General features: G+C 57.1%; 11 protein-coding genes. 4 read left to right on the top strand and 7 right to left on the bottom strand.

Translation table 11 applies throughout. The features are described 5' to 3' along the window. Window positions 1-32 precede the first annotated feature (32 nt). On the top strand, window positions 33-3038 hold the full coding sequence (locus GNX18_RS11845) for a TonB-dependent receptor (protein WP_166218326.1): 3006 nt from the start codon (window positions 33-35) through the stop codon (window positions 3036-3038). A 33-nt stretch (window positions 3039-3071) separates the two neighbouring features. Here the strand turns inward: GNX18_RS11845 and GNX18_RS19670 are convergent, their stop codons facing one another. Further along, complete coding sequence (locus GNX18_RS19670) at window positions 3072-3392, bottom strand: hypothetical protein (protein ID WP_240913990.1); 321 nt, start codon at window positions 3390-3392, stop codon at window positions 3072-3074. Window positions 3393-3441: 49 nt separating this feature from the next. Between GNX18_RS19670 and pelA the strand changes: the two genes are divergently transcribed. From pelA to GNX18_RS11830, 3 genes are all read left to right on the top strand, one after another. Then, on the top strand, window positions 3442-4422 hold the full coding sequence (pelA, locus tag GNX18_RS11840) for a pectate lyase (RefSeq protein WP_240913989.1): 981 nt from the start codon (window positions 3442-3444) through the stop codon (window positions 4420-4422). A 75-nt stretch (window positions 4423-4497) separates the two neighbouring features. Further along, window positions 4498-5253 (top strand): rhamnogalacturonan acetylesterase, encoded by a 756-nt coding sequence (locus tag GNX18_RS11835; RefSeq protein WP_138235076.1) that lies wholly within the window; start codon window positions 4498-4500, stop codon window positions 5251-5253. 117 nt (window positions 5254-5370) lie between these two features. After that, window positions 5371-7905, top strand: a complete 2535-nt coding sequence (locus tag GNX18_RS11830) for a glycoside hydrolase N-terminal domain-containing protein (RefSeq protein WP_138235075.1) — start codon at window positions 5371-5373, stop codon at window positions 7903-7905. A 57-nt stretch (window positions 7906-7962) separates the two neighbouring features. Here the strand turns inward: GNX18_RS11830 and GNX18_RS11825 are convergent, their stop codons facing one another. The 6 genes from GNX18_RS11825 to xylA all read right to left on the bottom strand — a co-directional run bounded on the left by GNX18_RS11825 (window position 7963) and on the right by xylA (window position 14697). Continuing rightward, on the bottom strand, window positions 7963-8880 hold the full coding sequence (locus GNX18_RS11825; protein WP_138235074.1) for a pirin family protein: 918 nt from the start codon (window positions 8878-8880) through the stop codon (window positions 7963-7965). Between the two features lie 42 nt (window positions 8881-8922). Further along, on the bottom strand, window positions 8923-9483 hold the full coding sequence (locus tag GNX18_RS11820; RefSeq protein WP_138235073.1) for an NADPH-dependent FMN reductase: 561 nt from the start codon (window positions 9481-9483) through the stop codon (window positions 8923-8925). A 78-nt stretch (window positions 9484-9561) separates the two neighbouring features. Then, the gene (locus tag GNX18_RS11815; protein ID WP_138235072.1) at window positions 9562-11394 is read right to left on the bottom strand and encodes an IlvD/Edd family dehydratase; all 1833 of its coding nucleotides are present in this window, start codon (window positions 11392-11394) and stop codon (window positions 9562-9564) included. A gap of 257 nt (window positions 11395-11651) precedes the next feature. Continuing rightward, window positions 11652-11831 carry a hypothetical protein gene (locus GNX18_RS11810; protein WP_138235071.1) on the bottom strand — a complete coding sequence of 60 codons (180 nt, stop codon included), beginning with the start codon at window positions 11829-11831 and terminating at the stop codon, window positions 11652-11654. Between the two features lie 205 nt (window positions 11832-12036). Next, complete coding sequence (locus GNX18_RS11805) at window positions 12037-13053, bottom strand: LacI family DNA-binding transcriptional regulator (protein ID WP_138235070.1); 1017 nt, start codon at window positions 13051-13053, stop codon at window positions 12037-12039. A 309-nt stretch (window positions 13054-13362) separates the two neighbouring features. After that, window positions 13363-14697, bottom strand: coding sequence for a xylose isomerase (gene xylA, locus GNX18_RS11800; RefSeq protein ID WP_138235069.1), 1335 nt, complete (start codon window positions 14695-14697; stop codon window positions 13363-13365). Between the last annotated feature and the right edge of the window lie 6 nt (window positions 14698-14703).

Below are 14703 nucleotides of genomic sequence, written 5' to 3'. Positions count from 1 at the left end.
GTGCCACACAATAAAAAGATGGGAGACAAATAATGAAAATGCATAGCAAAAAAATTCTGGCCTTGGCCATCGCGTTAGCCGGTGCCCCGGCGTTCGCCCAGGAAGAAAACAAAGAAGTCGAAAATGCCCAATACGATGCGGCCATGGAAGAGGTCCAGGTAGAAGGGGTGCGCGCAGCCGATATCAACGCGCGCGCGGCGGAACGCAGTAAGGACAACTTCAGCTCCGTCGTCACTCAGGACGATGCCGGTAACTTCTCCGACCAGAACGTGGCGGAACTGCTGCAGCGTATGCCGGGTATCACCCTGCAGCGCAGCGAAGGTGAGGGCAAGTTCGTCAACCTGCGCGGCCTCGGCGCTGGTATGGTGAGTGTGCGCATGGACGGTGGCGTCATGGCGAACGCCGGCGGTGGTACCAATGAAACCCTGGAAGACCGGGCCTTTTCCCTCGACAGCCTTCCGTCTGATGTCCTGCAGTCCATCGAAGTGAACAAATCCCTGACGCCGGATATGGACCTGGACGCGATTGGTGGCTCCATCAATGTGAAAACCCTTTCCGCACTGGACCGTGGCAGGGACAGCTACAAGCTCACGTTGCAGAACTACTATCAAGACCAAGTGGCAGAGAATTCTCCCAAGGCGACTCTGCAGGGCACCAACCTTTTCCTGAACGAAACCATTGGTGTCGCCTTCACCGGTTCCTGGGAAAAACGTAAAACCCAGGGCTTTCAGACCAGCCACCACAGCAACACACTTCCCAGTTATGTGACGATGGGTGGCGAGCAGATGATTATTCCGTGGGAGTTCACCACCTTCCAGGAAAATGCCGAGCGGGAACGCGTGGCGGGTCTGCTGAATTTGGAATACCAACCCAATGACAACAGCCGTTATCACCTGAAGATAAATCACACCAGCTATTCGGATGATGACATCGCATTGCGCGAGTACTATCGCTTCAACTACGCCGACGGCGACGAAGACCTGGTATTCATCGATAAAGACAATCGCGTATTCGGTGGCGGTGATGTCGATCTGCAGCAGCAGTACTTTATCCAGGAATCTGAGGTAGAGACCAATACCTTTGCACTCGGCGGCGAGAACCGCTTTGGCGAAGGCTGGGAAGTGGACTACGAAGTGGTTTCCTCACGCAGTACCAACGAGAAGCCCGACGGACGCCGGGTACAGTTCCGTCTGCAGAATATTCCCGCTGCCATTGCGCAGTTTGGTGAGGATTCTCTGAACGGGCAGATCATCTCCGATGCCCAGCTCGCCGAGCTGGTGGAGACCGGCAGCATCTCCTCCGGTGCGATTTCAGGTCGCAATGGTTACCAGTACGGCGAGGTGTCCCAGGCCAATATGATCTACGACAACCTCTTCCTGGAGGATAACCTCCGCGAAGATGAAGTGGATCAGTTCTCCCTGAACCTGCGCAAGGACTGGGACAATGGCGGCATGCTCAATTACGTGAAGGGTGGTATCAAGGCCAACCAGCGTAGCCGTAGCAACGACAAAAACCGCGTGAGTATCATTCCCGATGATCGCAAAGAAGCCGGCTGTAATGGCGATGCGGTGTGTCTGGATCTCGCCAAATCCACCTTGGGTGATTACGCGACCTTTGTCACGGAGAATCCCAGTTTCGATCACGCATTTATTACCCGTGCCGAGGCGGAGCGTCTTATCGAAGCCACCCGTGCGATCGGCGACAACTACGACGTCGACCAAAAGGAAATCGATTCCACCAAACTCGACTATGAGCTCAGCGAAGACACCGCGGCGGCCTACTTGATGGCCGAACTACAGGTGTTGCCGGAGGCCACGCTGATTGCCGGTGCCCGCTATGAGCACACCAAGTTCGCTTCCACTGGTTACATGGCTCTGCGCAATGACCGCAATGAAGAGTCTGATGGCCTCGCGTCTCTGGACATTGCCGTACCTCTGGAAGAAACCGGAAACGACTACGGGCTGTTCCTGCCGGCATTGCATTACCGCCACGAGCTGAGTGAAAACCTGCTGGGTCGTGCATCAATCTGGACCAGTTTTAGCCGTCCGGATTTCGGCAAGAGTCGCGGTTTCTTCGAAGTGACCGATCGGGTGGAGTTCTGTAACACCGATCCGGCCTATACCGGTGAAGTGAAGTGTTCCGATGATCCCAATCAGATCGGTGGCGCGCGCGGCGAGCTGGATTACCAGGCCCAGTGGTTCACCGTTTCCCCGGAAAATACCGTCCGTATCGGCAATCCCGGTCTCGATCCCATGCGTTCGACCAACCTGGATATGTCACTGAGCTACTACGGTGAAGATACTTTTCTGGAAGCTGCGCTGTTCTATAAGGACATCTCTGATTTTATCGTCGATGCCAACGGTGTGAGCGTGAACATCAACAGCGATCTACCGTTCGTGCTGCCGACGGATCAGATCACAGCGTTCCAGATTCCGGCGGATACCACTTTTACCAACGTCAATACCTACCTCAATGGTGAAGGTGCATCGGTGTATGGTCTCGAACTGAGCTACAGCCAGTACTTCGAAGGCCGCTGGGAAAACCACAATGTCGGTCGTTGGCTGGACAACATCTTCATCCAGTCCAACCTCACCCTGCAGACCAGTGACGGCAAGGTGGGCGACAGTGTGCGCGTGGGTTCTATCCAGTTGCCGGAAACTGCCGATACCGCGGCTAACCTGACGCTGGGTTGGGAGAATGACGACTTCTCCATCCGCTTTATCGCCAACTACACCAGCGAGATTCTGAAGCGCATCGGTGGCTGTACTGCCGACGACATCGCGAAGGATGCGGCGCAGGGCTATGCGGCCAATTGCCGTACCTGGGGCGATATGTACCAGGATGAGGCGCTCACCTTCGACATCAAGGCGACGTATCGCGTGATGGATGGTGTGCGTGCCTACTTCGACGCGGTCAACCTCACCGACAACGTGGATCAGTACTACTTCGCGGGTAACAAAGATTCCGGTGGCCGTATGTTGTTCAACGTCGAGCAGTACGGCCCCGCAGTGCAAGTCGGCCTGAATATCGACTTCTAAGCACTGATTTCCTCTTTGCCATTTTTGCCCCGCTCAGCGGGGCTTTTTTTCCCAAAAAAATAATCGTTTTACTGAGGGTTTTCCCATGAAGTGTTCAGCGGCCCTGCTGGCTCTCACGACTTCTCTGCTACTGGCTGCTTGCGGTGGTGGTAATTCTAACGAGACGATTCCGCCTGCAAATGGCGGCAGCAGTTCTTCGAGTTCTAGCTCGTCTTCCAGCTCTTCATCATCCAGCAGTTCGTCTTCTGGAGGCAGCTCGAGCTCCAGTTCTTCTAGCAGCTCGTCCTCCTCCGGCGGCAGTTCCAGTTCTTCCTCGTCCGGTGGTGAAGCACCGACACTGTCGCAAGCCGGCAACCCAATTTACGGCGAACTGAACAACTACAAGTCATGGCTTGGCAGCAGCTTGGCGGCCGACCAGACTCTGGCCGATAACATGATCACCTGGCAGATGCCGCATGGGGGTTTTTACAAATACGGTGTATCCAAATACGCCTCGGCCTGGGATGGCAGCAGTGCCCGCTCTGACTGGACCGGCGCGGACGGTGTTGAGCTGGGTACCATCGACAACGATGCCACCGTGACCGAGTTGATGTTCCTGGCCGATGTTTATCAGCGCAGCAATGACAGCCGCTACCGCGATGCCGCGCGCAATGCGCTGGAATTCCTGCTGACAATGCAGTACGAATCGGGCGGCTGGCCGCAGGTCTATCCCGCGCGCACCGGCACTACCTACTCGAACTACGTCACCTTCAACGACGGTGCTATGGCTAGGGTGCTGATCCTGCTGGACTACGTGCAACGCCAGGAGGCGCCGTTGAACGGTGATCTGTTCAGCGATCAGCAGCGCGCGCGCGTGGCTACCGCCATCGACAAGGGTGTTGAGTTTATTCTCAACGCGCAGATTGTGCAGGCAGATGCCAAGACCGTCTGGTGTGCCCAGCACGACCCGGTGACCTACGCCCCGCGCCCCGCGCGCTCTTACGAGCTGGCTTCCAAGAGCGGCAAGGAATCCATGCTGGTGACCGCGTTCCTGATGTCACAGCCGCAAACCGCTGAGGTGGAGGCCGCAGTGCGTGCCGCGCTGGCGTGGTATCGGAGTGAAGTGGTGAAAGAGGTGGATACGGCCTACATCAAGCGCTCCAGTGGCAGCGACGACGACACGTATAATCCCATCCAGGCCAAAGCCGGCAGTACTATGTGGTACCGTTTCTACGACCTGGGCCAAGATGTCGGATTCTTCAGTGGCCGCTCCGTTGAAGAGGGCGGGGCTGGCAAGCAGTACGACATCATGGACATCGAGCCGGAGCGCCGCTACGGCTACGAGTGGGGCGGCAATTATGGAAGCGCGTTGATCAGCTACGCCGATGGCGTGGGATACCACTAACGCGAGTTGTTTTCAGGTTTGGAGCCCATACGCTCGAAAATGGGCTAAAGGGCTCCAACAAGAGAGGTATATAGAATGAGAAAAGTATTTTTCTTCGTCGCGGCATTACTTCCTTTTATTGCCAACGCCCAGACTGTTTATATGGCCGGCGACTCCACTATGGCGATAAAACCAGAGATGAGCTTTCCCGAAAATGGCTGGGGTATGCCGTTCGCACGTTTCTTTGATGAAAGTATAAAAGTGGAAAACCGGGCGAAGAATGGTCGAAGCACACGCACGTTCATTGAAGAAGGGCGCTGGGCTAGTATCGAAGAGGCGCTGCAGCCCGGGGATTTTGTTATCATCCAGTTTGGTCACAATGACGAATCGGAAAGCAAAAAAGACCGCTACACCTCACCGGAGCAGTACAAAGCCAATCTGGCGCGCTTTATTCGCGAGTCTCGCGCCAAAGGAGCTCAGCCGCTGTTAATGAGCCCTATTACCCGGCGCTATTTCAATGAGGATGGCACCGTTAAACATACGCATCCTTATGCGCCGCTAAGCCGGGAGGTGGCAAAAGAAGAGAAAGTGGATTTCATTGATATGGAGCTGGTCACGCGGGAGCATTTCCAGCAGCAAGGCGACGAGAACTCGGCACTGCGATTTCTACATATCAAGCCTGATACCCACCCTAATTACCCCAATGGCGTGCGCGATGACACGCATCTGAACCAATTGGGCGCACGGGAAGTTGCTCAGTTGGCTCTGCGGGAAATGAAAAAGATGGGGCACCCCCTGGCTAAGAAACTTCGTGCACCCAGGCCAAAGCACTTGACCTTCAGCTACGACTGACGCTGGTCAGGGCAATCGTAAGTGGCTAGATTATCGTTGCAGACACTCCCCTCCTTTCCCGGCTGATTGTTTGTGGTTGGGCTTTGTATTCTCCGGTCTAAGATTGGTAAGCGCATTATGAGAAAAACTGTTCAAGTCATAAGGCATTCGGTCTGGTTTGTTGTATTGCTCTACAGCTTGGGATCCGTTTTGTCTCAGGGTGCGTTTGCCGGTATTCCGGAGTCCCGAACGGCGGCTGATAAATCTCTTACCCTCTGGTACGACCGTCCAGCGGATAACTGGAATCAGGCCCTGCCGATAGGTAATGGCCGCCTGGGAGCAATGATTTATGGTGGCGTGGCCCGCGAAGAATTGCAGTTAAATGAAGATACTGTCTGGGCCGGTGCGCCGAATAATAACGTGAACCCGGAAATCGCCCCTTATATCAGCAAAGTGAACGAGGCGCTTTTCAAGGGCGAATTCACTGAGGCTCAGCGTTTGGCCGATGCACATCTGCATTCAAAAGCCAATCACGGCATGCCCTATCAAACGGTCGGCAGTCTGCGGCTGAATTTCCCCGGTCACGATAAATACCTCGACTACCACCGGGAACTCGATATCGGCAACGCGCTGGCCAAGGTTTCGTACCGTGTGGGAGATGTTCGATATGCACGCGAGGTATTTTCGTCTCTGACCGACTCGGTGATTGTGGTGCGTTTGACCGCGGACAAACCGTCGAAAATCGACCTCGATCTGTCCTTTGATAGCCCGCAGCAACACGGTGTCGAAATTGACCGGAAGCAGTTGTTGGTGCGTGGACGTGGCGGCGATCACGAGGGCCTGGAAGGCAAAATTCGCTTCAGTACTATCGTGCGGCCCAAGATGGAGGGGGGGCATCTGGATGCGACGGCTAAGACCCTTAGAATTCGCGGCGCAGATGCGTTGACGCTATTTATCGCTACGGCGACTAATTTCAATAACTATCAGGATATCAGCGGCAATGATCTGGAGCGCGCTAAAGTTCAGATTGAATCGGCAATAGGAAAAAGTTACGGTCAGTTAAAGCGCGCCCACACCGATTTCTACCACGCGCAGTTCAAGCGGGTTACACTGGATCTCGGAAATACGCCGAACAGCACACTGCCCACTGATATTCGTGTAAAACGATTTTCTCAGGATTATGACCCGGCACTGGCAGCGCTCTACTTTCAGTTTGGACGCTATCTGTTAATTTCCAGCTCCCAGCCCAACACCCAGCCGGCCAACCTGCAGGGTATTTGGAATCCTCACGTCAACCCGCCCTGGGAAAGTAAGTACACAGTCAACATCAATACCGAAATGAATTATTGGCCGGCGGAGGTTACCAATCTGTCGGAGTTGCACCAACCGTTGTTTTCCATGTTGCGGGAACTTTCCGAAACCGGGCGTGAAAGTGCGAGCAAAATTTATGGTGCTCGCGGCTGGATGATGCACCACAATACCGACATCTGGCGTATCACCGGGCAGGTGGATCCCGCCTTTTACGGCCAGTGGCAAGGCGGCGGTGCGTGGCTGAGTCAGCACATCTGGCAGCACTACCTGTATACCGGCAACAGAGAATTTTTACGCGACTACTATCCGGTATTACGTGATGCCGCACTCTATTTTGCCGACAGCCTGCAGAGAGAGCCTGAGACGGGGTGGTTGGTGGTGGCACCATCAAACTCCCCGGAGAACGCGTACCGGAATCACGAAATCCCTGTTTCGGTTTCTGCGGGTACCAGTCTGGACAATCAGCTCGTGCACGACCTTTTTTCTGCCGTGATCAGTGCGGCGTCCATACTTGAAGTCGATCGAGAGTTTGCCGGAGAACTTTTGCGGAAGCGTGAACAGTTGCCGCCCTTACAGATCGGGCGTCTCGGTCAATTGCAGGAGTGGTTGTGGGACTGGGACGATCCAGAAGACCGTCATCGACATGTTTCTCATCTGTATGGAGTTTATCCCGGTAACCTGATTTCTCCTTTCCGCACCCCGGAATTGTTTTCTGCCGCGAAAACCTCATTGGAATACCGAGGGGATATTTCTACCGGATGGTCCATGGGGTGGAAGGTAAATCTCTGGGCACGTTTCCTGGATGGCAACCGTGCGTACAAGCTGCTGCAGGATCAATTGACTCTGGTTGAGGCTGAGGGAAAGGAAATAGCCGAGAAGGGGGGCACCTATGCCAATCTATTTGATGCTCACCCGCCGTTCCAGATCGACGGTAACTTCGGTGTTACCGCTGGGATAGCTGAAATGCTGGTGCAGAGCCACGATGGCGCCATTCACCTGCTACCGGCATTACCGGACGCCTGGCCAGAAGGTAGCGTAAAGGGGTTAGTGACCCGCGGCGGATTCGTTGTAGACATGACCTGGAAATCGGGAGCCGTAGAAAGCCTCGCCATCACTTCGCGCCTCGGTGGCGATTGTCGACTTCGCCTGCCTTCATCACTGAGCGCAAAGGGAAAAGTGGATGTGCGTGAAGTGGATCGGAAAAATGCTAGTTCAAATTTCTTCTTTTCGGTACCGGAACTGCGCGACCCAAGGATCGTTGCGGAAGCCACTCTGGAGACGGTGGCTCCGCCTGATGTTCAAGAGCTTGAGTTTTCCACCAGCGCTGGTGAAACCTATCGGTTCAGCTTTATTAAAAAATAAATAATGGGAGTGCCCTCTACACCGGGAGGGAGGGCCGGCACGTCCGGCCCTTGAGTATCAACCCCCGGGATAGGGAATGAATTCCTCGGTATCGCCGGGCACCTTATCAAAGCGTCCGGCCCTCCAGTCTTCGATTGCCTCCGCGATGCGCTCTTTGCGGCTGGATACAAAGTTCCAGTCGATAAAACGCTGCCCCAGAGACTCGCCGCCGATAATGGCAATGCGGCACTCTTCCACGGCTTCCACTTCCACACCTGGTTCGGGATCGAATACCGCCATGGCATATTGCGGAATTTCGGTATCGCGTGCGCGCAGCGCGCCACTGGCGACATACACGCCGCGCTCGGGAGAATCAGGTAGCGTCAGACGCTGGCCCGGTTTCAGGTGCGCTTCAACATACAGGGTTTCTGCGAAGGTTTTTACCGGTGAGCTACAGCCGTAGGCGCTGCCCATCATGACTCGCACTGGCACGCCGCCCACGTCGGTGGTGGGGATTTCTGCGGCGGGGTAGTGGTAGAACGCGGGCGGGAGCTCCTCATCGGCTTCCGGCAGCGCCAGCCACAATTGCAGGCCGTGCAGTCGGTGGTCCGAATTGTGCAGTTGTGTGGTCTCGCGCTCCGAGTGCACGATACCGCGCCCCGCGACCATCAGGTTGATATCGCCCGGGCGGATGGCCTGCAGGCTGCCGAGCGAGTCGCGGTGCAGGATTTCGCCTTCAAACAGATAGGTGACGGTGGCGATGCCGATATGCGGGTGCGGGCGCACGTCGATGCCACTGCCGGCGGCGAATTCCGCGGGGCCCATATGGTCGAAGAAGATCCACGGGCCGACCATTTTGCGCTCGCGGGTGGGCAGCGCGCGGCGCACAGAGAAGCCGCCCAGGTCTTTTTCCCGCGGCTCAATGATGATGTCGATGGCTCCGCAACCGGAGATCACGTCGCACGCCTGAATCGCGTCCTGTGCCAGATTGCTCATTATTATTGCTCCGATGGTCAGTATTAGCTTGGGTGTGCCTTGTCAGCGCTGCAGGCGCCGCGCCCAATCGATGAGCGCGCTGACGAGTTTGCCGATAAAGGCGCGAGTATCCTGATCGGCGAGATTACCATCACCGTCGAATTTTTGGTGGGCAAAGGCGATCATCACTTCTGGTTTGTTCACAAAATGCGCGTCCAGGTAAATCAGGATACGCCGCAGATCGTACTGAGCCCGCGCGCCGCCGAACGCGCTCATACTGGCGCTCATCACCGCCACCGGTTTGTCTGCGAAGGGCTGCGGGTCGAGGCGGGAGAGCCAGTCGATGGCATTTTTCAGCACTCCGGACACCGAGTAATTGTATTCCGGTGTGGAGAACAGGATGGCGCCGGCGGCCAGTATCTGGTCGTTCAGAGTCTGCACCGCCTCGGGTACCTGTTTGTCGCGCAAGTCCTGGTCGTAGAGAGGGATAGTGGAGAGATCGGCGAAGGTGAAGGTTGCACCGTCACCGGCGAGTTCTTCCGCCACTTTCAGCGCGGCGCTATTGAACGAGCTTTTGCGCAGGCTGCCGGAGATGGCGAGGATCTTGAGTGGGGTGGATGCCATGGCTGCTCCCGAGGTGGTTTTGTGGACGAACCTCAAAGATAGCAGCCTGGCGCCGGACCGCCGGCTGCAGAAGGGGCTCTAGTGGGAGTGGCGCCCCACCGGGTGGTTATCGAGAATCCGCACAAATTCCTCGTCGGTTTCCAGCACTGCCCCGGTGTCCAGCTGGCTTACGGTGCGGCGATAGATCTCCTGCCACGGGGTCTGGTTGACCAACGAGGGTGCCTTCACGTGTTTGCGGCGCTCGGCCAGTTCCTCTTCCGTCAACAGTACATCGACCCGATGGTCAGCGAGATTTACGCGAATTCTGTCGCCGGTCTGCAACAGGGCTATGCCGCCGCCGGTGGCCGCTTCCGGTGCTATATGCAGGATCGACGGGCTACCGGAAGTGCCGCTCTGGCGACCGTCGCCCATGGTGGGCAGGCAGGTGATGCCCTGCTTTACCAGCCGCCTGGGTGGCAGCATGTTCACCACTTCTGCGGAGCCCGGGTAACCCACCGGACCGACATTGCGGATGATCAAAATGCAGTGTTCGTCGATATCCAGCGCCGGGTCGTCGATGCGCGCGCGGTAGTCCTCCGGGCCTTCGAACACGATGGCGCGGGCGGTAAAGCATTCCGGGTGTTCGGGGTTGACCAGGTACTTTGCCCGGAAGGCCGGGCTGATAACGGATTTTTTCATCAGTGCCGAGTCGAAAAAATTGCCGCGCATGATGGCGAAGCCGGCCTTCTGCATCAGTGGTTTGTCGGTCGGGAAGATCACGTCGCGATTGCGCACAGGGAAAGGTTCGCAGTTGTGTGCGAGTGAGTGGCCGGTGACGGTATTCTGGCTGCCGTCGATCAGGCCGTCGCCGATCAGCTGGTTTAACAGCGCGGGCACGCCCCCGGCGCGGTAGAATTCTTCGCCTAGATACTTGCCCGCGGGCATACAGTTCACCAGGAGCGGAACGTCCTCACCGTATCGCTGCCAGTCGTCCATGCTGAAGTCCACACCTTTCAGCCCCCGCGCCAGTGCCAGCAGATGCACCACGGCATTGGTGGAGCCACCCAGAGCACTGCAGGCTACCACCGCATTGAGGAAGGACTGGCGGGTGAGAATGTCCGATGGCTTCAGGTTTTCAAACGCCATTTCCACAATCCGTCGGCCGGTGTGATAACCCATCTGCGCGCGCTCTTTGTAGGGCGCGGGAATAGCGGCGCAGCCCGGCAGGGACATACCGAGCACCTCCGCCAGTGCATTCATAGAGAGTGCGGTGCCCATGGTGTTGCAGTGACCGACGCTGGGCACGGACTCCGCCGAGGCGTCCATAAACCCCGCATAGTCCAGCTCCCCCCTCACCAGCCGCTCGCGGTTCTGCCAGATGGCCGTGCCGGAACCGACGCGCTCTTCCCTGTTGTCATTGTCTGTGCCGCCTTCACAACTTACCGGCCGCCAGCCGTTCAGCATGGGGCCACCGGAAAAAACGATGGCGGGAATGTCGAGCTGTAGTGCGGCCATTAACGTGGCTGGCGTGGTCTTGTCGCAGCCGGTGGTGAGCACAACCGCGTCTATCGGGTAACCGTGCAGCGTCTCAATCAGCCCCAGGGTGGCGAGGTTGCGGTCGAGCGCTGCGGTGGGGCGGCGGCCCTGCTCAAAAATGGGATGCACCGGGAATTCCATGGGAATGCCGCCGGCATCGCGGATGCCGTCTTTCACCCGCTGCGCCAGCTCCCTGTGGTGGCGGTTGCAGGGGGTGAGATCACTGCCGGTCTGGGCGATGCCGATAATCGGCTTGCCGGACTGCAGCTCCTCCCGGGTGAGGCCAAAATTGAAATAGCGCTCCAGGTACAGGGCGGTGTGATCCGCGTGCTCCCGGTTGTCGAACCAGCGTGCGCTACGGAACTGAACAGACGGTTTTTTATTGGAATCGGTCATGGTTGGTGAGGATTTTTCGTTATCGAAATTTGTTATTAAAACGATGATTGAAATTTGTTATTCACATCGTTTATGACGGATCTCGCTTTAAAGCCTTTGATTTTGAAGGCGCCCATAAAGCGCGGCTGAGATTAGGACGGCCAGACGTGGCAAAAACTCCCCGCGTTGCAGAGAGTTTTTGCTTAAAACGGACAGATGGGAGTCGAAATCACTGTAAAGCGATACGGAGCCGCTCGGGGCTCCGGGACAAGCGCTGTTCAGTTATTCCCCAGCACAAAACAGCGTTCCAGGTCCTTCGGATATCGCAGGCCAGCGTTTGCAGCACTTTTGCCGGTCTTGGTCTGCGAGTTCTGCTGCTCCTGCGCGGATTTCTGTTGCGCGGTGAGCAAAACGGGTTTGGAAGAACTCTCGGGTTTTACCGACAAATGCGTATTCATGGTGGCGACCTCGACTGCGTATACGCTGCTGTTTATATCCCTGCTGATCTCAGAGTAATGCGGTGGGCCCGGTAGGCGGGCTGGATTCGGCGCGGTTACTGATTTAACTGTAGTGTAAAACCGGCTGAATCCGCCGCCTTTTGTGAACTTTGCGCGCAAATTCCGGTCGCCGTGAGACACCGCGCAAGTTCCCGCAGTGAGATGGTCAGCCGGGGGCCTTGCCGGTGGACTTGCGAACAATCAGATTGTGCGGAACGATCTCCGGTGTGCTGTCGCCATCGCCAGCGTCGATGGCCTGGCACAGACGGCGCATGCTGCGCTCGCCGATCTCCTCCGCCGGCTGGGCAATGGTGGTCAGCGGCGGATCGGCGATCTCCGCGTAACGGATATCGTCGAAGCCGATGACGGAGATATCCCGGGGGATTTTCAGGCCGGCGCTCTTGATTTCGTGCAGGGCACCCAAGGCCATTTCGTCGTTGGCGCAGAAGAGCGCCGTAGGGCGTTGGTCCAGCTCCAGCAGGCGGCGGGTGGCGCGGCGGGCGCCGTCGATGGTCTGCTCCCCTTCCACAATCCAGTCACTGGAGATCGCCAACTTGGCCTTGCGCATGGCCTTGCGGTAACCCTTCTCGCGGTCCTTGGTGAGCAGGGAATCCCGCTTGCCGGCGATAAAGCCAATGCGTTGGTGGCCGAGCTGGATCAGGTAGTCGGTGCCGTCGGCGGCGGCGGTAATATTGTCCACACGCACGCTGGGGAAGTGGCTGAGCTCCGCACTTACACTTTCCAGCCCCAGTACCAGAGGCGGGTGCGCACGCTCGCCGCCGCGGTTAGGGGCTGCCTCGTGGAACGGCGAGATACTGGCCAGCAGCAGGATACCGTCCGCCTGCTTGGAGAATACCATTTCGGTGTATTCGTCGAATTCGTGGGAGTTGGATTGGGTATCGCGGATCAGGATGCTGTAACCCTGCTCATCCGCCACTCTCCAGATGCCGCGCATCACCTTGTCGAGAAACGGATCGCCGATAGCCGGCAGTACCACTACGATCAGGCTGGTCTTGCCGCGACGGAAGTTGCGCGCCAGGGCATTGGGGGCATAGCCCACCTCGTCGATGGCCGCCTGCACCTTGTTGCGGGTTTTCTCTTTAACCTGCTCGGGGCTGTTGAGGTAGCGGGAGACGGTGGCGGTGGAGACACCGGCGAGCTTGGCGACTTTTTTTATGGACACTGGTCAGTCCTCTGATTTGTCGTTCTGATGGTACCAGCGTGTCCTGGCAGGCGAAGCGCAAGATGGTAGCGCCTGTGCAGGCCGAATGGTATCCACATATAAAAAAGGGCCTGCAATTGCAGGCCCAAACCAGAGTCATCTGACGTTTAGGTTGAACATCAATCAAATCTGGGATTACTAGAAATCGTAACGAGCGGGTACCTGGCGGTGTCCGCCAGCGCGCAGGAAGCGCAGTGTACATAAGTACATGAGCATTCTGAGCACTGCCGGACGCCACCAGGTGCCCGCGCAGTAGATTTATAGTGATTCTCAGAGGTACTGATTGATCAGGTTCTCGTACAGCTCCTGCTTGCCGCTCGCGGGCTGCGGTTCGCCGCTTTCCGCCGCCAGGTTGCGCAGGTCTGCCAGGCTCAGTTTACCTTCGGTAAACGCCTTGCCGTTGCCCTCGCTGTAGCTGGCGTAGCGCGCGGCCTTCCAGCTCTGGTAGGGCGATTCGGTGAGAATTCTGTGGGCCACTTCAAGGCCGCGGGCAAAGGTGTCCATGCCGCCGATATGGCCGAGGAAGATATCTTCCATGTCTACGGATTCGCGGCGCACTTTGGCGTCGAAGTTAAGACCGCCGGACTTGAAGCCGCCGTTTTCCAGCACCACCATCATGCCGTGTACCGCATCGTACAGATCGGTGGGGAACTGATCGGTGTCCCAGCCGTTCTGGTAGTCGCCGCGGTTGGCATCGATGGAACCGAGCATATCGGCGTCGGCACACATCTGCAGTTCGTGGGCAAAGGTGTGGCCGGCCAGGGTGGCGTGGTTGGCTTCGATATTGAGTTTGAAATCCTTGTCCAGACCCCAGTGGCGCAGGAAGCCGATCACGGTTTGGGCATCGAAGTCGTACTGGTGCTTGGTGGGCTCCATGGGCTTCGGTTCGATCAGGAAGGTGCCTTTGAAGCCGATGGAGCGGCCGTAGTCCCGCGCTGCGGTGAGGAAGCGCGCAAGGTTTTCCTGTTCGAGTTTGGTGTTGGCGTTTTGCAGGCAGATATAGCCTTCGCGGCCGCCCCAGAACACGTAGTTTTCACCACCCAGTGCCACGGTGGCATCCAGCGCGGCTTTCACCTGGGAAGCGGCGTAACTCAGAACTTTGAAGTCCGGGTTGGTGGCGGCGCCGTTCATATAGCGCGGGTTTGAGAACAGATTGGCGGTACCCCACAGCAGTTTCATGCCGGAGGCCTTCTGCCGCTCCGCTGCCAGCTCCACCATTTTCGCGAGGTTGCTTTCGTACTCGCTGATGGAGTTGCCTTCCGGTGACATGTCCACATCGTGGAAGCAGTAGTAGGGTACACCCAGCTTGGTGGAGAACTCGAAGATGGCGTCCATGCGCTGGCGCGCTGCAGTCAGCTCATCGGCAGCGTCATCCCAGGCAAATACCTGTGTATTGCGGCCAAACGGATCGGCGCCCTTGCCACAGAAGGTATGCCAGTAACACACCGCGAAACGCAGGTGCTCTTCCATGGTCTTGCCGCCGATCACTTTATTGGCGTCGTAGAATTTGAACGCCAGCGGGTTGTCGGAGTTGCGGCCTTCAAAAGGAATCTGGCCGATACCGGGGAAGTATTCTTTGTCGCCGATGAAAAGGCTTCTGCTCATGATGTT

Origin of the sequence: Microbulbifer sp. SH-1 (genome assembly GCF_011326135.1) — a bacterium.
GTDB lineage: Bacteria > Pseudomonadota > Gammaproteobacteria > Pseudomonadales > Cellvibrionaceae > Microbulbifer > Microbulbifer harenosus.
This window is presented reverse-complemented; position numbering and strand designations above follow the sequence as displayed.